This window comes from Mycobacterium sp. UNC410CL29Cvi84 (assembly GCF_000686745.1).
In the GTDB taxonomy this organism is placed as follows: Bacteria; Actinomycetota; Actinomycetes; order Mycobacteriales; family Mycobacteriaceae; genus Mycobacterium; species Mycobacterium mucogenicum_B.
In genome coordinates this window covers 527,857-547,697 of the sequence record NZ_JMLM01000001.1, presented here as the reverse complement: position 1 = coordinate 547,697, position 19,841 = coordinate 527,857, and the positions used below count along the sequence as shown (strand labels likewise).

At 65.2% G+C, this 19,841-nt stretch carries 21 protein-coding genes; 14 read left to right on the top strand and 7 right to left on the bottom strand.

Translation table 11 applies throughout. The features are described 5' to 3' along the window. Nucleotide 1 precedes the first annotated feature (1 nt). Complete coding sequence (locus BR47_RS0102735) at nt 2-667, top strand: HAD family hydrolase (protein ID WP_020103682.1); 666 nt, start codon at nt 2-4, stop codon at nt 665-667. 78 nt (nt 668-745) lie between these two features. Beyond that, nucleotides 746-2,200: a sugar porter family MFS transporter gene (locus BR47_RS0102730; protein ID WP_020103683.1), complete on the top strand. Its 1,455-nt coding sequence runs from the start codon at nt 746-748 to the stop codon at nt 2,198-2,200. A gap of 172 nt (nt 2,201-2,372) precedes the next feature. Here the strand turns inward: BR47_RS0102730 and BR47_RS0102725 are convergent, their stop codons facing one another. After that, nucleotides 2,373-3,770 carry an HNH endonuclease signature motif containing protein gene (locus tag BR47_RS0102725; protein ID WP_029118503.1) on the bottom strand — a complete coding sequence of 466 codons (1,398 nt, stop codon included), beginning with the start codon at nt 3,768-3,770 and terminating at the stop codon, nt 2,373-2,375. Nucleotides 3,771-3,932: 162 nt separating this feature from the next. On the opposite strand from BR47_RS0102725, the gene BR47_RS0102720 reads away from it, so the two are divergent. The 4 genes from BR47_RS0102720 to BR47_RS0102705 are packed head-to-tail and all read left to right on the top strand — an operon-like array spanning nt 3,933 to nt 6,999. After that, nucleotides 3,933-4,214 carry a phosphoribosyl-ATP diphosphatase gene (locus tag BR47_RS0102720; protein ID WP_029118502.1) on the top strand — a complete coding sequence of 94 codons (282 nt, stop codon included), beginning with the start codon at nt 3,933-3,935 and terminating at the stop codon, nt 4,212-4,214. A 20-nt stretch (nt 4,215-4,234) separates the two neighbouring features. Then, the gene (gene hisG / locus BR47_RS0102715) at nt 4,235-5,080 is read left to right on the top strand and encodes an ATP phosphoribosyltransferase (protein ID WP_029118501.1); all 846 of its coding nucleotides are present in this window, start codon (nt 4,235-4,237) and stop codon (nt 5,078-5,080) included. 52 nt (nt 5,081-5,132) lie between these two features. Then, complete coding sequence (locus BR47_RS0102710) at nt 5,133-5,636, top strand: DUF4126 family protein (RefSeq protein WP_029118500.1); 504 nt, start codon at nt 5,133-5,135, stop codon at nt 5,634-5,636. Continuing rightward, nucleotides 5,623-6,999 (top strand): FAD-containing oxidoreductase, encoded by a 1,377-nt coding sequence (locus tag BR47_RS0102705; RefSeq protein WP_029118499.1) that lies wholly within the window; start codon nt 5,623-5,625, stop codon nt 6,997-6,999. Before BR47_RS0102710 ends, BR47_RS0102705 begins: the two co-directional genes overlap by 14 nt. Here BR47_RS0102705 and BR47_RS0102700 read toward each other — a convergent pair. Genes BR47_RS0102700 through BR47_RS0102690 form a run of 3 tightly spaced genes read right to left on the bottom strand, consistent with a single transcriptional unit; the run spans nt 6,983 to nt 8,468 of the window. Continuing rightward, a complete protein-coding gene (locus BR47_RS0102700; RefSeq protein ID WP_029118498.1) occupies nt 6,983-7,618 on the bottom strand; it encodes a flavodoxin family protein in 636 nt (211 codons plus the stop codon). The two genes, BR47_RS0102705 and BR47_RS0102700, sit on opposite strands and share 17 nt — an antisense overlap. A 9-nt stretch (nt 7,619-7,627) precedes the next feature. Continuing rightward, on the bottom strand, nt 7,628-8,155 hold the full coding sequence (locus tag BR47_RS0102695; protein ID WP_029118497.1) for an SRPBCC family protein: 528 nt from the start codon (nt 8,153-8,155) through the stop codon (nt 7,628-7,630). Further along, entirely contained in the window at nt 8,142-8,468 is a 327-nt protein-coding gene (locus BR47_RS0102690; RefSeq protein WP_020103692.1) for an ArsR/SmtB family transcription factor, read from the bottom strand. Before BR47_RS0102690 ends, BR47_RS0102695 begins: the two co-directional genes overlap by 14 nt. A gap of 328 nt (nt 8,469-8,796) precedes the next feature. Between BR47_RS0102690 and hisG (BR47_RS0102685) the strand changes: the two genes are divergently transcribed. The 5 genes from hisG (BR47_RS0102685) to BR47_RS0102665 all read left to right on the top strand — a co-directional run bounded on the left by hisG (BR47_RS0102685) (nt 8,797) and on the right by BR47_RS0102665 (nt 13,842). Further along, entirely contained in the window at nt 8,797-9,663 is an 867-nt protein-coding gene (gene hisG, locus BR47_RS0102685; RefSeq protein ID WP_029118496.1) for an ATP phosphoribosyltransferase, read from the top strand. 241 nt (nt 9,664-9,904) lie between these two features. Further along, nucleotides 9,905-10,588 carry a GAP family protein gene (locus tag BR47_RS0102680; protein ID WP_029118495.1) on the top strand — a complete coding sequence of 228 codons (684 nt, stop codon included), beginning with the start codon at nt 9,905-9,907 and terminating at the stop codon, nt 10,586-10,588. Nucleotides 10,589-10,679: 91 nt separating this feature from the next. Continuing rightward, nucleotides 10,680-12,629, top strand: a complete 1,950-nt coding sequence (locus tag BR47_RS0102675) for a glycosyltransferase (protein WP_029118494.1) — start codon at nt 10,680-10,682, stop codon at nt 12,627-12,629. A gap of 103 nt (nt 12,630-12,732) precedes the next feature. Beyond that, nucleotides 12,733-13,359: a histidine phosphatase family protein gene (locus BR47_RS0102670; protein ID WP_197035039.1), complete on the top strand. Its 627-nt coding sequence runs from the start codon at nt 12,733-12,735 to the stop codon at nt 13,357-13,359. 33 nt (nt 13,360-13,392) lie between these two features. Next, nucleotides 13,393-13,842 carry an NUDIX domain-containing protein gene (locus tag BR47_RS0102665; RefSeq protein ID WP_029118492.1) on the top strand — a complete coding sequence of 150 codons (450 nt, stop codon included), beginning with the start codon at nt 13,393-13,395 and terminating at the stop codon, nt 13,840-13,842. Between the two features lie 73 nt (nt 13,843-13,915). Here the strand turns inward: BR47_RS0102665 and BR47_RS29495 are convergent, their stop codons facing one another. Further along, nucleotides 13,916-14,689 (bottom strand): helix-turn-helix transcriptional regulator, encoded by a 774-nt coding sequence (locus BR47_RS29495; RefSeq protein ID WP_051634561.1) that lies wholly within the window; start codon nt 14,687-14,689, stop codon nt 13,916-13,918. Between the two features lie 58 nt (nt 14,690-14,747). On the opposite strand from BR47_RS29495, the gene BR47_RS29490 reads away from it, so the two are divergent. The 3 genes from BR47_RS29490 to BR47_RS0102645 all read left to right on the top strand — a co-directional run bounded on the left by BR47_RS29490 (nt 14,748) and on the right by BR47_RS0102645 (nt 17,326). Further along, nucleotides 14,748-15,479 (top strand): class I SAM-dependent methyltransferase, encoded by a 732-nt coding sequence (locus tag BR47_RS29490; RefSeq protein ID WP_081831170.1) that lies wholly within the window; start codon nt 14,748-14,750, stop codon nt 15,477-15,479. A gap of 141 nt (nt 15,480-15,620) precedes the next feature. Next, on the top strand, nt 15,621-16,823 hold the full coding sequence (locus BR47_RS31865; RefSeq protein WP_141772146.1) for a hypothetical protein: 1,203 nt from the start codon (nt 15,621-15,623) through the stop codon (nt 16,821-16,823). After that, nucleotides 16,820-17,326 carry a lipoprotein LppJ family protein gene (locus BR47_RS0102645; RefSeq protein WP_141772145.1) on the top strand — a complete coding sequence of 169 codons (507 nt, stop codon included), beginning with the start codon at nt 16,820-16,822 and terminating at the stop codon, nt 17,324-17,326. Before BR47_RS31865 ends, BR47_RS0102645 begins: the two co-directional genes overlap by 4 nt. Nucleotides 17,327-17,346: 20 nt before the next feature. Here the strand turns inward: BR47_RS0102645 and BR47_RS33430 are convergent, their stop codons facing one another. Beyond that, nucleotides 17,347-17,820, bottom strand: a complete 474-nt coding sequence (locus tag BR47_RS33430; protein WP_177127301.1) for a polymorphic toxin-type HINT domain-containing protein — start codon at nt 17,818-17,820, stop codon at nt 17,347-17,349. 437 nt (nt 17,821-18,257) lie between these two features. Next, the gene (locus BR47_RS0102635) at nt 18,258-19,832 is read right to left on the bottom strand and encodes an MFS transporter (RefSeq protein ID WP_029118490.1); all 1,575 of its coding nucleotides are present in this window, start codon (nt 19,830-19,832) and stop codon (nt 18,258-18,260) included. Nucleotides 19,833-19,841 lie beyond the last annotated feature (9 nt).

Below are 19,841 nucleotides of genomic sequence, written 5' to 3'. Positions count from 1 at the left end.
GATGTTCAAAGCTGTCCTGTTCGACATGGACGGCACGCTCGTCGACTCCGAAAAGCTGTGGGATGTCGCGATGCACGCCTTTTACGCCGAAAAGGGCGGGGTGCTGACCGACGCCGTGCGGGAGACGACGGTCGGCGGCTCGGCCGAGAACGTCATGCGGATCGTCTACGACGACCTCGGCCTGGACCCGACGCCGGAGTCCATGGCCGAGTCCGCGGACTGGCTGCACGACTACACCGGTGAGCTGTTCGAGCAGGGGCTGCCCTGGCGGCCGGGTGCACAGGAGTTGCTGGAGACGTTGGCCGCCAGCGACATTCCGCTCGCGCTGGTGACCAACACCCGGCGGACACTGACCGAGCAGGCGCTGAAAACCATTGGTAGCCACTACTTCACGGTCACGGTCTGCGGCGACGAGGTGCCCGACGGTAAGCCGCACCCGGCGCCGTACCTGCGGGCCGCCGAACTGCTGGGGGTTGCGGCGGAGGACTGCCTGGCCATCGAGGATTCGGTGACCGGTGCGACGTCCGCCGATGCCGCGGGCTGCGTCGTGCTCGTCGTGCCCAACGATGTCGAGGTGCCCGACGGACCACGCCGCCGGCACATCGAGTCGCTGGCCGGCCTCGGGGTCTCCGACCTCCGCGACATCTACACCGAAATGTGTTCGTAGCCGCTGGTTCTGGTCCTGCGGCGCGGCCTGCTGTGCGATTGTTGACGCACCCCACGCAGCGTTGCGAAAGGACGTCCGATGTCCCATGGCCCGATCGGTGACGACACAACAGCGATCTTCGATGGCGAGGAGTTCGACTCCGGTCGCAGTGCGGTGCGCATAGCGTCGGTAGCCGCGCTCGGTGGTCTGCTGTTCGGCTATGACAGCGCCGTCATCAACGGTGCGGTGAAGTCGATCCAGTTGCACTTTGCGATCGACGACCAGTCTCTGGGGATCGCGGTGGCCTCGGCGCTGCTCGGTGCGGCCGTCGGCGCCATGACGGCCGGCCGGCTCGCCGACCGGATCGGCCGGCTCTCGGTGATGAAGCTGGCCGCGCTGCTGTTTCTGATCAGCGCGATCGGGGCCGGGCTGGCGTGGAACATCTGGGTGCTGGTGGCGTTCCGGGTCGTCGGGGGTCTCGGCGTCGGTATCGCGTCGGTGATCGCGCCGGCCTACATCGCTGAAACCTCCCCGGCGAGCATCCGCGGCCGGCTCGGGTCCCTACAGCAGCTGGCCATCGTCAGCGGCATCTTCCTGTCGCTGGCGGTCGACGCACTGCTGGCACATCTGGCCGGTGGCGCGAGCAACATGCTGTGGCTGGGCCAGGAGGCCTGGCGCTGGATGTTCATCCTGATGGCCATCCCCGCCGCCGTGTACGGCCTGCTGGCCTTCACCATTCCCGAGTCCCCGCGTTATCTGGTTGCCACCCATCGCATTCCGGAAGCACGCAAGGTGCTCACCACGTTGCTGGGGGAGAAGAACCTCGAGATCACCATCGGTCGCATCCAGCAGACGCTCGAGTCCGAAGAGAAGCCCACGTGGCGCGACATGTGCAAGCCCGGCGGGGGACCGCTGAGCCTCTACGGCATCGTCTGGGTCGGTCTGGCGCTGTCGGTGTTCCAGCAGTTTGTCGGGATCAACGTGATCTTCTACTACTCGAATGTGCTGTGGGAGGCCGTCGGTTTCGACGAGAGCTCGTCGTTCCTGATCACTGTCATCACGTCGGTGGTGAACATCCTGACGACGGTCATCGCGATCATGCTGATCGACAAGATCGGTCGCAAACCGCTGCTGCTCATCGGCTCCGCCGGCATGACGCTGACGCTCGCCACCATGGCGGTCATCTTCGGCACCGCACCACAGGTGAACGGGGTGCCGCAGCTCAGTGGCGTCGAGGGACCAGTCGCCCTCGTCGCCGCCAATCTGTTCGTGGTCGCGTTCGGCATGTCCTGGGGACCGGTGGTCTGGGTGCTGCTGGGGGAGATGTTCCCCAACCGCATCCGGGCCGCGGCGCTGGGTCTCGCTGCGGCCGGCCAGTGGGTCGCCAACTGGGCGATCACCGTCACCTTCCCCGAACTGCGCAGCATGCTCGGCGTCGCGTACGGCTTCTACGCGCTGTGCGCGTTCCTGTCGCTGGTGTTCGTCGCCAAGTGGGTTCGCGAGACCAAAGGTGTTGCGCTGGAAGATATGCACGCCGAGTTGCTGGCGAAGTGAGCCCGCTGGGTGTGCCGTGTAGCTGATGTGGCTGACTCGGCTGACCTGACGGGCTGAATCCGGCCTCGAACACCGTGAATCTCCACCAGATGGCCGATGCCCACGGTATTGACGCTCGATCTGCCGCGCCAGAGCGGTCGCCGCCCCGGCGCGACCAGCTCATCGCGCCGTATCAGTCTGTAGGACTGTCTGTTTCACCATCGGCTTCTTCCCCCTCGGTCGGATACAGGGTGGGGTGGTGGTAGTGGTTCGTCCTTGGTTGGCCGACATCGAGTAGTGGTGGTGGGGTCCAGTGGGTTCTGCCGTCGGGGCCCATGGTGGTGGTCCAGCCTCCGGTGTCGGCGGCGCGGTTGTCGGGGCCGCAGGCCAGGGTGAGGTTGGTGATGTCGGTGGTTCCGCCGTGTTTCCACGGGATCAGGTGGTGGGCTTGGCTGCGGGAGGCGGGGGCGGTGCAGTTGGGGCGGGTGCAGCCCAGGTGCGCGGCGAACAGGGCCAGTCGCTGGCCGGGTGTGGCGGTGCGCCGGGCTCGACCGAGGTAGAGCGGGATGTGGGTGTGGTGGTCGAACACGGCCAGATAGTGGCGGGCACCTTGGCCGGCCATGCGGATGAGGTCGCCGATGGGCAGTTTCGTGCCGGTGTGGGTGACCGCTACCCCGGCCCGGCGTTCGAGGTCGGTCACCGTGCACCGGGCGACCACCGTGACGGGCAGGCCGTTGAGCGCGCCGAGCATCCCGGAGGACAGGATCATCCGGCCGACCATCTTGTAGGCGTCGTGTCGGCGTTGGGCCGGGGTGCGGGTGTCGTTGTCGATCTGCTCCTGCGTCGGCGTCCCGGAAATGCAGGGCACCGGATCAGCCGGGTTGCACATGCCGGGGGCGGCCCACTTTTCGTTGATCGCATCCCAGTAGGCGCGGGTCTCGGCATCGATGGTGCCGCTGACCTCGCTGGTGCCGTCGGAGCGCTGCTTGCCATGGTTGATGGCGCGTTTCGGGTTGGGCTCGGCGTCGTCGGGTTCGGGGCCGTCCGGGTCGAGTTCATCCATCAACTTCTTCGCCGCGGCGCGTAGTTCTTCGGGGTTTTGGTGCCGCGCCCCGGCCACCAGAGTCTGTTGGCATTGGGTGGTGGTGGCCAGGTCCACCCACATCGGCAACGCGCCGAGGAAGTTGGCGATCACTTCGATGTGCTCGGTGTTGAGGTCACCGGCGGCCTGGGCGGCGGCCACGTCTTCCCACAGCGGCGGTAATGCCTCGCCGGTGAGTCCGGTGCGCGGGCCGAGGTGTTCGCCGTGGCGGACCCGGCGTCGCGCCTCGTCGCTGCTGATGTGCAGCCGGATCCGCAGGACATCAGCCCAGTTTTTCCCGCCGATCTCGCGCGGGGTGGTCTGGGCCCGCAGACCGGCCAGCAGGGCGTGGCCGGCGACCGGGAACCGCCGCATCAGTGTTTCCCGCCGGGATAGCAGTTCGAACTGGTCCGCGACCGACAGGCCGCTGTAGTCGAAGGCGTTGAGTTCGGTGACCGCATCTTCTACGGCCGCGTAGGCGGCGAAGATGGTGTCCCGGTCACTAACCATACTTCGAACATTAGTTCGAGGTGCCGACATTTCGCTGTGACGAATGGGTCGTTAGTTACCCACTGTGACCAGCGCAATCAAAGTGACCAAAGTTTTTTCGAGAGCGGTTGTAGTCCCGCAGCCTGCCCCCAGGTGGCCACGTGCACGGCCCGCGCCCGCAGCGTGAAACAATTGCAGCCCGTGAAGACCTTCGATGCGCTATTCGCCGAGCTCAGTGAGCGCGCGCAGACCCGACCGGCCGGCAGCGGCACCGTCGCGGCGTTGGACGCCGGCGTGCATCATCTGGGCAAGAAGATCATCGAAGAGGCCGGCGAAGTGTGGATCGCCGCCGAGCACGAGAGCGACGACGAGCTGGCCGGCGAGATCAGCCAGCTCCTGTACTGGACGCAGGTATTGATGATCAAGCGCGGCCTGACCCTCGACGACGTGTACGGCAAGCTGTGACCGCCGCACCGACCAACGGCCTGCTCCGCGTCGCCGTCCCGAACAAGGGCGCGCTCAGCGAGTCCGCCGCCCACATCCTGTCCGAAGCCGGATACCGCCGCCGTACCGATCCCAAGGACCTGACGGTCGTCGACCCGGTGAACAAGGTCGAGTTCTTCTTCCTGCGCCCCAAGGACATTGCTATCTACGTGGGCTCCGGGCAGTTGGACTTCGGCATCACCGGTCGCGACCTGGCCGCCGAGTCGATGGCACCCGTCAACGAGCGGTTGGCCCTGGGGTTCGGATCCTCGACATTCCGTTATGCCGCACCCAAGGGTCGGGACTGGACCGTCGCCGACCTGGCCGGCAAGCGCGTTGCCAGCGCCTACCCGAACCTGGTGCGGAAAGACCTGGCCGACAAGGGGATTGACGCCACGGTGATCCGCCTCGACGGCGCGGTGGAAATCTCGATCCAGCTCGGTGTCGCTGACGCCATCGCGGACGTCGTCGGATCCGGACGGACCCTGGCGCTGCACAACCTGGTGGCTTTCGGTGAATCGCTGTGCGATTCGGAAGCAGTTCTCATCGAGCGCGCCGACGTCGCGCCGGACCCGGCTCGCGACCAGCTCGCGGCCCGCATCCAGGGCGTCGTGTTCGGGCAGCAGTACCTGATGCTCGACTATGACTGCCCGCGCAGCGTTTTGGAGCAGGCAACGGCCATCACGCCGGGTCTAGAATCGCCGACCATCGCGCCGCTGGCCGACGCAGACTGGGTCGCGGTGCGCGCGCTGGTGCCGCGGCGCCAGGTCAACGCCATCATGGATGAGCTGGCGGCCATCGGGGCGAAGGCGATCTTGGCGTCCGATATCCGGTTCTGTCGCTTCTGACCCGTGCCGGTGTTAGCGTCGCCGTGAGGTCCGCAATCTGACGGAGGGTCACGTGACGCAAGCGCTGGTTCTGCTGTTCGCCTTACTCATTGGTGTGGTCGCGGGCCTGCGGGCGCTGACTCCACCCGCCGTGGTGGCCTGGGGTGCCAAGCTCGGCTGGTTGCCGCTGGTGGGTACCTGGGCCGAATGGGTCGGCAACTGGATCACGGTGACGGTGCTGACGATCCTGTTGGTGGTCGAGTTGATCACCGATCAGCTGCCCAAGACGCCGGCGCGAACGGTGCCGTCGCAGTTCGGGGCCCGGTTGTTCACCGGTGCGTTCGCCGGTGCGGTCATCGGCGCCGGGTGGCACCACACGTTCATCGGGATGGGCGGCGGCATGATCGGTGCGGTCATCGGGACGCTGGCAGGCTTTCATGCGCGCCGAATCCTGGTGGCGCGCAACGGCGGACACGACCTGCCGGTGGCGCTCGCCGAGGATGTGCTTGCGGTCGGTGGTGGCTTCGCGATCGCGGCCGTCGTACTGAGTGCCATCGGTCCGTATGTCGTCGTCTGAGGCCACCGCGTTCGACGCCATCATCGTCGGCGCGGGACAAGCGGGACCGCCTCTGGCCGGCCGACTCACCGAGGCCGGCCGGACTGTCGCCGTCATCGAACGCAAGCTCGTCGGCGGCACGTGCGTGAACTACGGCTGTATCCCGACGAAGACGTTGGTCGCCAGCGCCTACGCCGCACACCTGGCCCGCCGCGGTGCCGCATACGGCATCGGCACCGGCGATGTCACCGTCGACATGGCGAAAGTCAAGGGCCGCAAGGACGGGATCGTCACCGCAGACCGTGAGGGCGTCGAAAGCTGGCTGGAGGGCATGGACGGCTGCACGCTGCTGCGCGGCCACGCACGCTTTCTCGACCCGCACACCCTCCAGGTCGGCGACCAACAGATCACCGGCAAACAGATCTTCCTCAACACCGGCGGCCGCGCGACGGCGCCGGACATCCCCGGTCTGTCCGACGTCGACTACCTCACGAACGTCGGCATCCTCGAACTCGACACGGTGCCAGAGCATCTGGTGATCATCGGCGGTAGCTACATCGGTCTGGAGTTCGCGCAGATGTTCCGCCGCTTCGGCGCCGAGGTCACGGTGGTCGAGCGGGGACCACGGCTCGCCTCACGCGAAGACGACGACGTCTGCGCCGCCATCAAGGACATCCTCGAACATGAGGGCATCACAGTCCATCTGGGCGCCAGTGACATTCGGGTGGCCAAAGACGGTGACGGGGTGGCGGTCAGCACCGGCAGCGCCGTCGTATCGGGCTCGCACCTGCTGGTCGCGGTCGGCCGGGTGCCCAACACCGACGACCTCGGTCTCGAAAAGGCCGGGGTGGCGACGGATTCGCGGGGATACATCACCGTCGACGATCAGTTGCGGACCACCGTCGACCACATCTGGGCCATGGGCGACTGTAACGGTAAGGGCGCGTTCACCCACACGTCGTACAACGACTTCGAGATCGTCGCCGCCAACCTGCTCGACAACGAACCCCGCCGCGTCAGCGACCGCATCCCCACCTACGCCCTGTACATCGATCCGCCGCTCGGGCGGGCCGGCCTGACCGAGGCCCAGGTTCGGGAGTCGGGCCGAAAAGCGTTGGTGGGCAAGAGGCCGATGACCCGCGTCGGCCGCGCGGTCGAAAAAGGGGAGACACAGGGTTTCATGAAGGTCGTGGTCGACGCCGAGACCAACCAGATTCTCGGCGCGTCCATTCTCGGCGTCGGCGGTGATGAGGTGGTGCACTGCATCCTCGATCTGATGGCCGCCAAAGCCCCGTACACCACCATGACGCACACCGTGCACATCCACCCGACCGTCGCCGAGTTGGTGCCCACGATGCTCGAGGGGCTCAGGCCCCTGCAGTAACGGGCTCCGTAACAGCCTGTGCCGCAACACGTCCGGCGACCAGTTGCCGGGTGACCTCGGCGACCCGCCGGCCCAGGTGCTCGCACGTCGCGACATCGGACGGGTGCACCTGGTCGGGGTTCGCATCGACGTCGGTTGCCGCTGCGGCGCCGAGCCAGAAGCCCAGCCGGTTCAGTTCGTCCGCGCTTGCGGTGGAGTGATTCCAGCCCGGACCCAGGCCCAGGTTCACCCAGTGCATGTGATGCTGGGCGGCGAACACCGCCAGCGAGACAAGCGAATTGAGCTTGTCGCCGCTCTTGCTCCCGGAGTTGGTGAATCCGGCGGCGACCTTGTCGCGCCATGTGCCCTGCTGGCACCGGCGGCCGGTCTGCTCGGCGAACGTCTGGAATGCCGCCGACACGTTGCCCATGTAGGTGGCAGTGCCGAAGATGATCGCGTCCGCGGTGTCCAGTGTTTGCCAATCCTCTTCGGTGAGATCACCCAACCGGATCGGGGTGACGGCCGCGCCGGCCGACCTGGCTCCGGCGGCGACTGCCTCGGCGAGGAACGCGGTGTGGCCGAACCCGGACTGGTAGGCGACAGCCACCGATGGGGCGTCGTGAAAGGTGTTGTCCGACATCGTGTGCTCCTAGGTGTTGGGACCTGCGGGTGGGGCGTCGAGCGGGCTGTGCCCGGCGATCTCGGCGTATCGCTCCAGCCAGCCGGGCAGGGGAGTGCCGTCGAGCAGCGCCTGCAGCCGGTCGAGGAAAGCCTGTGTGCCAGGCCGGAATCCGTTGGCGTTGGGCACACCGAGGCCGCGATGGGTCATGCGGAGCAGGGTGCCGGTGCCGTCGGCGGTGAGTTCGTAGCGGACCACGCCGGGTTCGACGATCTGTTGGTGCCATTCATGTTCGAACACGTGTGGCGGATCCCAGACCAGGATGCGGCCCGTCATGCGCTTCATGTCCGGTGGCACGGGCGGGCCGGAGGCGACCGTCTCGATCGAGCCGCCCTCACGTCCGTCGATGACGGTCTTGCCCATCCAGATGTCGCGATGCGCGGGCTCGGTGATCGCGGCCCACACCCGCTCGACGGGGTGCTTCAGGCGCCGCTCGAATGTGAGCGTTGCGCGGTCACCGTCGACCGTGACGACGCCCTCGAGTTCATCGGTTGTCATGTTCCTCCTCGAATGTCGAATCCAGATGGCGCTCAAGGGCGTCCAGATGGTTGGTCCAGTAGCGGCGGTAGCGATCGATCCACTGGTCCATCTCGACCAGACCGTCGGCGCGTAGCGCGTAGATGCGTCGTTGGGCATCGGGCCGCACCTCGACCAGTCCGACTTCCCGGAGCACCCGGAGGTGACGGGAGACCGTCGGCTGGGTCAGTCCGGGGAGGGTGGCGACCAGCTCGCCCGCGGTGCGTTCGCCCTCGGCGAGTACGTCGAGCAGTGCGCGCCGGTTCGGTTCGGCAACCGCTTCGAACACGTCCATGAAGTCAGTATGCCTAGACGTCTATATAGATGCAAGTAGATATAGGCGGAGGCTTGAACGGCGAGGTTCGGTTGTCTGTCCGTTCTCAAACGTGACGTCACATTCTCAAAATCGATGTCCCACCGATGTCACCAATTGCCCCAGATATCAAGCAATGTCACAACCGCGTGGGCTGCCCAAGCTGTTGCGATCTGGCTGTCTCGATTCTCTAGAAGTGAAACGAGGTGAAGTTCATCGGCGTGATTGGCTCCCCCGAAGGCGCTCGCGGCGCGGAAGCTCTTCGGAAATTCGCTGGACCGACGGGCTGCGAGTATCCAACATCTACTGGATGTCCCTCCTGCGTGTAGCCGTGCCGAACAAGGGCTCTTTGAGCGAGTCCGCCCTTGGGCTGTTAGCCGACGCCGGCTATGCCTTGCCTCGCGCTGGGGATCGGGAATTGAACTGCTTCGACCCCGACAACGGCATCGAGTTCTTCTTCCAACGTCCGCGCGACATCGCGGTCTATGTCAGTTCGGGCACTCTAGATCTGGGCATCACCGGCCGTGATCTGCTCGAGGATGCCGACGTCGCGGCCGACACCGTCATGGACCTCGGGTTCGCGCGATCGCGATTTTTCTTCGCCGCCCGTCCCGGCGGCCCTACCACGCCAGCGGAGCTGCACGGGCTTTCAGTTGCCACTTCCTATCCGAAATTGGTTGCCAAACATCTAGCGCAAGTAGGTGTCTCGGCGACAATAGTCGAGTTGCAGGGCGCGGTCGAAAACGCAGTAGCCCTAGGCTTGGCCGACGCAATCGCTGATGTGGTGGAGACAGGGACCTCACTAGACAATGCGGGTCTGATCGCCTTCGGGCAACCCTTGCTGCTTTCGGAAGCCGTCCTGATTAAGAGCAGCACCAAATCTTTCAACGATGACGCGACTGAGGCAATCCGGGTGATGGTCGAGCGCCTCCAAGGAGTTCTGACCGCGCGCCGATACGTCATGGTCGACTACGACTGCCCCCGAACGGCACTGGTGCAGGCATGTGCGCTCACTCCTGGCATTGAATCACCAACGGTTTCACCGCTGGCCGATGACGGCTGGGTGGCGGTGCGAGCTCTGGTGGCACGCACTGGCCTCAACCTCACCATGGACAAGCTCAAGGCCCTCGGCGCAGTCGCGATTCTGGCCACTGAGCTTGCGGCGTGCCGCCTTTAGCTTCAGCCGGGTCCTCACAAGACAGGATCTGAGGCGTCTCGTGTCTCTAGATAAGAGATAACCCGTCCTCGTGCAATCGATCCGACATCGCGGGTGACGCACTAAGCAACCCTCGGCGACCGACACGGTCTTATCGTTTGCTTACTTTTCGGCCAGGCGCCGTATGGTGAATGAGACGTTCATCGCGAACGTTTCGGTGCACCCTTGCCGACACTCTAAGGGTGTCGGGGGAAACGCGACGATGACGGCGCTGCTGCTGACATTGGCGGGTTTGGCGTTCCTCGACTCGCTCAACGTCCTGAACATCGGCGTCGTCTCGGCAGTGATCTACGGCAGTCGATTGAATCGTCAGTCTGCGCTCCCGGGTGGAGTGAGCTTCATTGCCGGGGTCCTCGCGGTAACTACCACTTTCGGCCTGTGCGTCGTGCTCGGCTTGGGATTACTCACCGATCTGACCAGCTTCCATCTGACTCCTCCAGTGAGGTACTGGGGCGAGATGGTGCTGGGGCTGGTGCTGATCTTGCTGGCGTTCTTCCCGCTGGTTGCCCAAACGACTGCGCCAGGCTGGGCCCTGGCGGCGATGCGCCAGCGCCCGTGGTTGCTCGGATTCCTTGGCGCCGCAATCGGTCTCGGCCAGGCTCCTACTGCTGTTCCCTACTTGGCGGGCCTGGCAATGATTTCAGCCCTGCATCCGCGGCCGCCGACCTGGCCAGTAATCGTGATCGTGTACTCAGTCCTCACCATGTTGCCGTGCATGGTGCTCCTCGGCCTATCCACCAGCCGAAGTAAACGGGCCGACCAGGCGCAGCGCTGGTTGGTGCGAAGTCTCACCCGATACGGGCCGATCGGGGTGCGCCTCTTATTCCTGGTAGCTGGAGTGGCATTGTTCGCCGACGCCGTTGTTCACCGCGATCGATGGTGGTGACACCAAAATTGAGATGCAGGGCCGAGGCAGATTCTGACCATGCTCGTTTCGCTAGGAACGAGAGTTGTTTGGTGGTGGTCTAATCGCGGGTATGTCTGAGCTGGTTTTCGCAGATGTCTCGTCGGGCGCGTTGGAGGCCGGGCAGTCACGGGCGGTCAGCCCACTGGCCCGCATCATCCTGCCGCGCCCCGGTGAGCCGCTCGACGTTCGCAAGCTCTACATAGAGGAATCGGAGACCAACGCACGGCGGGCCCACGCGCCCACCCGGACGACGTTGGAGATCGGCGCCGAGTCCGAGGTCTCGTTCGCGACGTACTTCAACGCGTTCCCTGCCAGCTACTGGCGGCGCTGGTCGATCCTGGAATCGGTCGTGCTGCGCGTCGAGTTGACCGGCAGTGCTCGCGTCGACGTCTACCGCTCCAAGTCCACCGGCGCCCGGATCACCGTCGGCGGCGCCCCGATCCACAGCGCGACCGAGGGTGAGCCCGCGGTGCTCGAGGTCGAGATCGAGCTGACCCCGTTCGAGGACGGCGGCTGGATCTGGTTCGACATCACCACCGACGCGAAGTCCACGCTGCACCACGCAGGCTGGTACGCGCCGATCGCCGCGCCCGGGAGGGCGAACATCGCCGTCGGCATCCCGACGTTCAACCGGCCGTCGGACGCCGTCAACGCACTCGCCGCACTGACCTCGGACCCCGCGGTCGACGAGATGATCAGCGCCGTCATCGTCTCGGATCAGGGCACCAAGAAGGCCAAGGATCATCCCGGGTTTGACGCTGCTGCGGCCGCGCTCGGCAATCGGCTGTCCATTCACAATCAGCCCAACCTCGGCGGGTCCGGCGGCTACAGCCGGGTCATGTACGAGGCGCTGAAACACACCGACTGCGAACAGATTCTGTTCATGGACGACGACGTCCGCGTTGAACCCGACTCGATCCTGCGGGCGCTGGCATTCAACCGGTTCGCGAAGGTGCCCACGCTCGTCGGCGGCCAAATGCTCAACCTGCAGGAGCCCTCGCACCTGCACGTGATGGGTGAGATGGTCGACTCCGAGAACTTCATGTGGTCGGGAGCGGTCAACACCGAATACGACCACAACTTCGCCAAGTACCGGCTCAGCGACGAGGAGGAGTACCGCAGCAGGCTCTTGCACCGTCGTATCGACGTCGACTTCAACGGCTGGTGGATGTGCATGATCCCGCGCCAGGTCGCCGAGGAGTTGGGTCAGCCGCTGCCGCTGTTCATCAAGTGGGACGACGTCGAATACGGGCTGCGCGCCGGGGAACACGGCTATCCGACGGTGACGCTGCCGGGTGCGGCGATCTGGCACATGGCCTGGAGTGACAAGGACGACGCCATCGACTGGCAGGCGTATTTCCACCTGCGCAACCGACTCGTCGTCGCGGCCATGCACTGGGACGGCAACATTCGCGGCCTGGTGGCCAGTCACTTCAAGGCGACGATCAAACACCTTATCTGCCTTGAGTATTCGACCGTCGCCATCCAGAACAGGGCGATGAACGACTTCCTGGCCGGGCCCGACCGCATCTTCTCGATCCTGGAGTCCGCGTTACCCGACGTCCGCAAGTTGCGCGCACAGTACCCGGACACGGTGGTGCTGGAGAGCGCGACGGCGCTGCCCGCGCCGTCGGACAAGAAGTGGCGCAGGAAGGTCAACATCCCGACCAACCCGCTGGCGATCGTCACTCGGCTGAGCCGCGGTGTCGTGCACCAGCTCAAGCCGCACGACCCCATCCATCATCAGCGTCCGCAGATCAACGTCGCGACGCAGGACGCGCGGTGGTTCTCGCTCTGCAAAGTCGACGGGGTGACCGTGACAACCGCCGACGGGCGCGGCGTGGTCTACCGTCAGCGCGACCGGGCCAAAATGTTCGCCCTGCTGCGCGAATCAGTCGGGCTCGGCATCCGTGTCAGCACCGCATTTCCAAGGATGCGCCGCACCTACCGCCACGCCCGACCGCGCCTCACAAGCTCCAGTACCTGGCAGCAGGTTTTTGAGGCGAGCAAGCCTGTTTAGCTGAGACAAGTTCTGAGTCGTCCACATTCTCTAGATCCGAGACGAGACTGGGTCTGGGCGGTTCGGCTCGTTACGGTAGGGCGTGGGTAAGACGATCTACGTAGTGACCCATCCGGAATCCACGCACCACTGCGAGGATTTGGTCGGCGGCTGGTATGACTCAGATTTGACGGCGAAGGGCTTGGCCGATGCGATGTCGATCGCACGGTGGATGCGTGAACAGATCCCAGGCGGGGTCACTGCGGACATCTTCTCGTCGGACTCACTGCGTGCCCGACGTACCGCTGAGCAGATTAGCAATGCAATCAACTCGGCTGTGATCCTTGACCGGCGCCTACGCGAAAAGTCCTACGGGACAGCTGAGGGACGTCCCCAACGCTGGCTCGGAGAGCGGTTCATCCCCCCGCCGGCTGCCGGTGATCGGTTGAACCATGACGAGGGCATCCCCGGGGCCGAAACGAAGGCGGATTTCGCAGCTCGGGTCTATTCAGCGATGGAACCCATTGTGGCGAGCCCCGCCGAACATCAAGTGATCGTGACACATGGGTTCGCACTTACCTTCGTTATCGCCGCCTGGATACGAATGCCCCCGGAGTCGTTGGGCTACGCGAACTTTCGATCAACTCCCGGCAGCATCACGACCCTTCGCCAGGATGATTACTTCCACAATCGCCAAGTGGCCGCGCTCGCGGACACCCGCCATCTCGAACCCACCGCACTAGGACCGTGACCACTACAGAATGAATCTGAGAGTTCTCCCCGGATACGAGTTGCTGCCTATGTTCTGCGGCGGCGCCACTCATGGGAGCTGCTCGTCTTCGAGCAAGCTGCATGCGCGCAAGCCGGCAGGCAGATCCCCGCTGGCGGTGTCCATTTCGACGAAACCACCGAAGAAGCCGTGTTGCGGGAAGTCCACGAGGAGGCTGGCCTTCCGGGTCTTCGCCTCCGTGAGCAGCTGGTGACCGAGGATCGGCCACACCCCCTTACCGGGCAACCACGCCGCACCACCTACTTCACGATTGATGTCGACTCCGCAACCCCTGACGAGTGGGAGCATGTCGTTCGCGGAGATGACGCCGACGACGGGCTCATTGTCATCTGCCGGTTCGTGCCCCTACCCTTAAGTCAGTCGTTGGCAGACCATCAAGACGCCTGGCTGGAGCTGATCGACAAACGCTTCGCCACCACGCGGGCCCGCGACACCAACGATTAAGACAGGACCAATCGCCATCCGTGAGACACGACCTGTCGTGTCCAGGGCTGTACAGCAACTGGACGTGAAGCGGTCAGTCAACCAGTAGCCGTGCTCCGGTGGCGAGTGCGGCCGTCGTGGAGACGCCCAGAAGCGCGCGGGCGGTATCGCTGAGATGTGAGGGAGAGGCGAATCCCGCGTCAGCCGATGCCTGCGTCAAGGATTTTCCGTTGGCAATTGCCGTTGCTGCGTGAATCAGCCGGACCCACAACCGGTACCTGCGGAACGTAGTTCCGGTCTCGGCTGCGAACAGTGTAAGGAAGTAGGAGGGTGAAAGTCCCACTGTTGCAGCGGCTTCCGATGCACTGACCGTAGTCTGCGGATCGCCACGGATCTGTTCGCCAACCAGAGCGATCCGTGGGTCGACCGGTCGGCTGGTACTGGGCGTGGAGACCCCGAGTCGGTGAAGAATCCCGTAAGGATTGAAGGCATCCTCGGTGAACATCTCGATGAGGCTGCGTTCATTGCGGTGACCGGTGTACAGACCTTCGTCGCTCTCGCACATCCCGTCGGTGCAGCTCGCCACTCGTGTGGCCGTGGGATCGAACGTGCACACAGCTACCCGCTCCGGCACTTCCACCATCTCCGTGACCAGTTGCGCTGGGATGAACACGGAACGGGCACACGCCGACTGGCCGCCGTTCGTCATCGTCAGCGGTCCCGATACGCCAAGGATGAGGGCGCCCACCATCTTGGCGTGCCCGCCGAGGTCCAGCGGCGGACCGAGATAGATGGTGCTGCCCAACGACAGCCAACACACGGGCCGGTCATCGAGAGCGAACGTTTCTGGAAGCGCACCGACGACCATGCCCGCATCGTAATGACGAGAAAGCCGTGGCGATCGATCGGCGGCCTGAAGGGAGCGAATGTTGACTGGTGCCTGGGGAAGTCGGTGGTTTGTCGCGACGGTGGGCTCGTTCTATGACTGGGCAATGCAACGGCAACCGGTGGCCAACGCGTACCTGCGTCTGGTCGTCGGAGACGATGCGCGGGGGTTGCTTGGCGCCATGGATGCCGTGAGCGTCATGCCTGACGGATCGTCGATCCTGGATGTGCCGTGCGGCGGTGGCATCACCTTGCGCAGGCTGCGTCCGGGTCAGCGGGCGCGCTATGTCGCGGCGGACATCTCGCCGGCGATGCTTGCGCGAGCGCGACGCTTTGCCGGTGCCGGCGGCAATTCGACGGTGGAGTTCGTTGAGTGCGATATCACCAGCATGCCGTTCGGTGACGGCGAGTTCGATCTTGTCGCGTGCTTCAGCGGGCTGCATTGCCTTCCCGATCCGGCGGCAGCGGTACGGGAAATGGCGCGGTGCGTGCGGCCCGGTGGCCGCGTGACCGCCGACGTTGCGCTTCACGGTGAGCTGCGGCGCTGTGATGCCTTCATGGCGTTTGGTCGACGATTCGGAGTGTTCGGCCCGCCCGCGACGTTTTCCGACGCCGGCGGTTGGTTCACCGACGCGGGGCTGACCACCATTAGGCAGCGCCGGGGCGGCGCGCTGGTCTACATCGACGCCCAGCGTCCCGTTCAGGCCACCGCAGCAGAACGGTTTTCCAGGGGCTATCCCGCCGGGGCGGATCCGAAAAGTGACAAAATTTGAGAAAGGACGCGCGTGACATCGAGTCCTGTCGTCTTCGCTGGCCATCTCGGCGGAAATTGGTGTCGGGTGCGGCCTTTGGTTGCTCGTAGCCTGAAAATATCCGGCGCGTTGCGCCAACAAGTACTGCGGCATGGGGGGCGCATGACGAAACGCTCATCGGTGGAGCAGGCGTGGAATGACGCGCTGCGACCGGCGTGCCGCGCTCGGGGGATGAGGTTCGTCGGTGGTTCCGGGTTCGTGGTCGACGACATCTATCTCACCGAACTGTGTTATCCGCGGGTTTTTCATCCGGACAAAGACCCAGACAGGCTACGCGTCATCTGGACTGTCGATGTCAAGCCGCTGGCCGTCGACGAAATCCTCTGGGACGCTTTCCTGCCCGATGTGTCAATGGGTCCGCAGATGCGGATCAACCGCCGGGTCAACGGGGCATTCAGGGTTCAGCCGCTGCGCATCGACGAGGGCTCACTAGATGTGCCGGCCACCGACGAGCCGAACTGGAGCCCGGTGCTCGACGCATTCGACCGTGCCAGAACCCAGTTCATCACCGCGTACCCGACCGTCGCCGACTATGTGTCGGCGCTCGAGCAGCGCGGTGACGGCATTGCCCCGAACCGGGCGTTGACACGGACGGTCACCGCGCTGATCGCCGCGGGCCGCGCCGAAGAGGCTGCACAGATGGCGGACCAAGCCATCGTCGCCGGGGAGAGCGGCGGAATGTCCTCGACGGTGGACGTGCTCAAGTACCTGTCCGCGTGGGCGAAAGGCCCGCAGGCGTATTACGAATTCAGGGTCAGTCTGAAACCCACGCATGATTACTCGGCGATGTACGAGACCAAACGCAGCAACGTGTCCGTCGACCTGAGCCGGGAACACCACCGCGGCATGATGGCCCATCACGTGCATGACATGGACGGCTCCGATCCGTGGGCCATCGTCCTCAGTGCCCGCCCATCGGCTGGGGCGCCGGCAGACTTCTCCACGTCGCACTACCTGCAAGCCGCGGGCAGTGCCGACGCGATGACGATCGAGTACTGCGAACCTGGCGGAGCCGAGATCGGCGCGGTGTCAGTGCGTTCGGTAGTTGGCCACCAGCACGCGAGCCCCGGCGGGCAGGACGTCGACATCGTGCTGCCGCGCAGCGTCGAGACGATCAGCCGCCACGAAGTATTCACCGCACACGAGGCGGCCGAGATGTTCGAGCGGTTCTACCGGACCGACATGATCGGCGAAGGCTGCGTGCTGAGACCCGTCGAGGGCTACCGCGCCGACGGTGGACTGATCGACCTGCGTCAGCCGCCGACCAGTGGTCAGGAGCACCGCGGACGGAGTTCGACACCGTGAACCGTGCCCTGTGTGTAGTGATCCCAATCGCGGCGGCAACGGTACTGGCGGGATGCGACACGCTGAATGCACTCGCCAATGGTGTGCTCCATCCGATGACACCGCAGCAGTCCAGGAGCCAAGTCATCGACGCTGCAACAGAAGTCAGCCGACTCATCGCCAAACCCATTGAATCGGCACACTTTTGGCATTCATCGTGCAGCGACGGTAACCAGGGGCCGTTTCGCGGCGACGTCAGAATCTCCTATCGCCCGCCCGCTGACCCGCAGGCTGCGGTGGCGGAGTTCGACGACATGACCCAGCGCCTCCGGCGCGGTGGATGGTCTCCGGACGGCGACTTCATCAGCCACTCAACGGCGTTGAAAAAGGGTGCAGTGAACGCTCTGCTGTCGCCGCCGGATGCCAGCGTTGCCCTGGCATCGGTCGAGCTCTTGGGTGAATGCCGCGACACGACCACCACCAAAGCCACCATAGGCGACGTCGAGGACCTCCAGCTCAGTTGATGTCCGCGGCGGCAGCCGGATTACCGCGCCGGGCAGTTGTGGACCAGGACCGCTGCGGTGAGGGTGGCGACGAAGAAGGCGTGGGTGTTCGCGATCGTCAGATCCCACATGTCGGCCGAGCCGAACACCGGCGTGCTGCCTGCGACGTGCGCAACGCTGTCATGGAACGGGGTGGTCAACCGATCGCCGGAACGCAGGTCTTTCGCATCGACCCATTCGGCCGCCGGCCGACTCGGTGCGCCGGTGGTGGCTGCCAACCCGGAGACCTCAGAAGACGCCCGCCCCGTGCTGTAGAAGGGGTGCTTGGCGGTGGTGTGCACCACCGAAGCGACATCGGCGGGGTTGGTGATCGTGAGGTCGAGCAGGTCGGTGTCGTGGTCGACCAGGACCGCTTCCACCAGCTCACTGCTGCGGTGTCCGGTTTCCGGGTCGACCGACCACATGCGATCGCCGGCCTTGAGCTCCGCGATGGGGCGCTTGCTGCCATCGGCCATCAGTACCAGCGTGTCCGGGCTGAATGATTGACCCGCGCACGGAACCCGCTGTGTCAGTGGGCTTGTTGGCGCCTCTAGGGGCGTGGCCGGTGCGTCCGAGACCCGCGGCGCGCCGGCGTGTTCCTCCGAGCTCGGACGATCCATGCCGGCCAACCAGAGTATCCCGCAGATCGACAGGACGATGGTGACCATCAAAGCCACCGGCACCCGCCACCAACGACTGCGACTCCACCATGACCGGTCACCCGACATGAAGTTCGTCACGACGATTCCCCCTGAAAACACGAGTTCTGATATCCGTCGCCAATGTCGGACACGTTCTGCAGGTGTAGTCGGGAGCCGGCGCCGAAACCGAATGGCGCGGGGCGGTGATCTAGCGCACAGCAAACGGCAACGCCGGCGCGAACGCCCGGATTTTTCGGGGTCGTTGTCCTACGTCACGCCTGCTGTGCAACCGATGCGCGTGGCTCCGACTCATCCGAGGTGCTCGTCGCGCTGACCGGAGGCTGAAACCGTCGACCGGGTAGTGCGAAGACACCGGCGGCAGCCGCGATGTAGCACAGCGCCGCGACGACGCCGCACGCCGTCGTGATGCCGCTGAGGAACGAATGCTGCACGGCGGCAAGGAGTTCGGGGTTCGCAGTGGCGATCCCGAACGCGGTCGGCACGGAGTTGCCGGCCTCTTCGGCCTTCCCGGTCACCGCGAACGCGCTGTCGGCGAGACGGTCGCTGAAGATCGAGGAGAAGAGCGAGCCGACGATGGCCACGCCAAGCGTGGCGCCCAGCTCACGGGTGGCGTCGTTGACCGCGGATCCGATACCGGCTCGGGCTGGTGGCAGCACGAGCATGATGGATTCGGTTGCGGGAGTGGAGACCAGGCCGATGCCCAGACCCATGAGCACCATCTGCCCAACGATGGTGGCCCAATAGGGGGTGGCGGTGTCGATGCTGCCGGCGATCCAGGCCATGGCGGTGCCGAAGGATGCCAGCCCGCTGACCACGACGACGCGCGTACCGATTCGCGGTGCGAGCAACCCGCCGGCGATGGAGCCGATGGCGATGGAGCCCGCGACGGGCAGGATGCGGGCGCCGGTCGAGAACGGGCTGAATCCGCGGAGCACCTGGAAGTACTGCGTGATGAGGAAGATGAAGCCGGACAGCGCGAAGAAGGTGACGGCCACCGATGCGCTGGCGGCGCTGAATCTGCGGTCGGTGAACAACCTGACATCGAGCATGGGGTGCTCAGCGGCCTGCTCGATCGTCACGAAGGCCAAGGTCAGCGCTGCGGCAGCAACAAATCCGGACAGCGTCGCGGGGCTGTGCCAGCCCCGGGCGGGGGCTTCGATGATGGTGTAGACGAGCACTCCGAGGAGCGCGGTCGAGGTGACAAGGCCCCGGATGTCGAGCGGGGGCACACCCGGGTCGCGTGATTCCGGCACCAGGAAGAACCCGAGAACCGCGGCCAGTAGCGCCAACGGGATGAGTGCCCAGAAGACGCTGCTCCACGAAAAGTGTTCGAGCAGAAGGCCTCCGGTGACCGGTCCGGCGGCGACGCCGACGCCGACCACGGCGCCCCAACCGCCGAGTGCCGCGGCGCGTTGGCGGCGGTCGTCGAACGTGTTGGTGATGATCGACAGGGTGGTGGGGAAGATCAGCGCGGCGAAAACGCCCATGCCGAACCGCGCCGCGACGAGGGCTTCCGTGCTCGTCGACGCGGCGCCGATACCGCTGGTGACGGCGAATCCGAGCAGTCCGATGAGGAGCGCCGGTCGGCGGCCATAGCGGTCCGACAGGCTGCCTGCTGCCAACACAAGCGCCGCGAAGGTCAGGGTGTAGCCGTCGACGACCCACTGCAGGCCGCGGGTATCGGCGTGCAGTTGGGTCGCGATGCTGGGCAGGGCGACGTTGACGATCGTCACGTCGATGTTGATGGCGAGCACGGCGACGTAGACGGCGGCCAGAATGCCCGCCTTGCGGCGCGCGGGCCGAGTTGGTGATTGTTCGATGGTCATGGCCGCCGT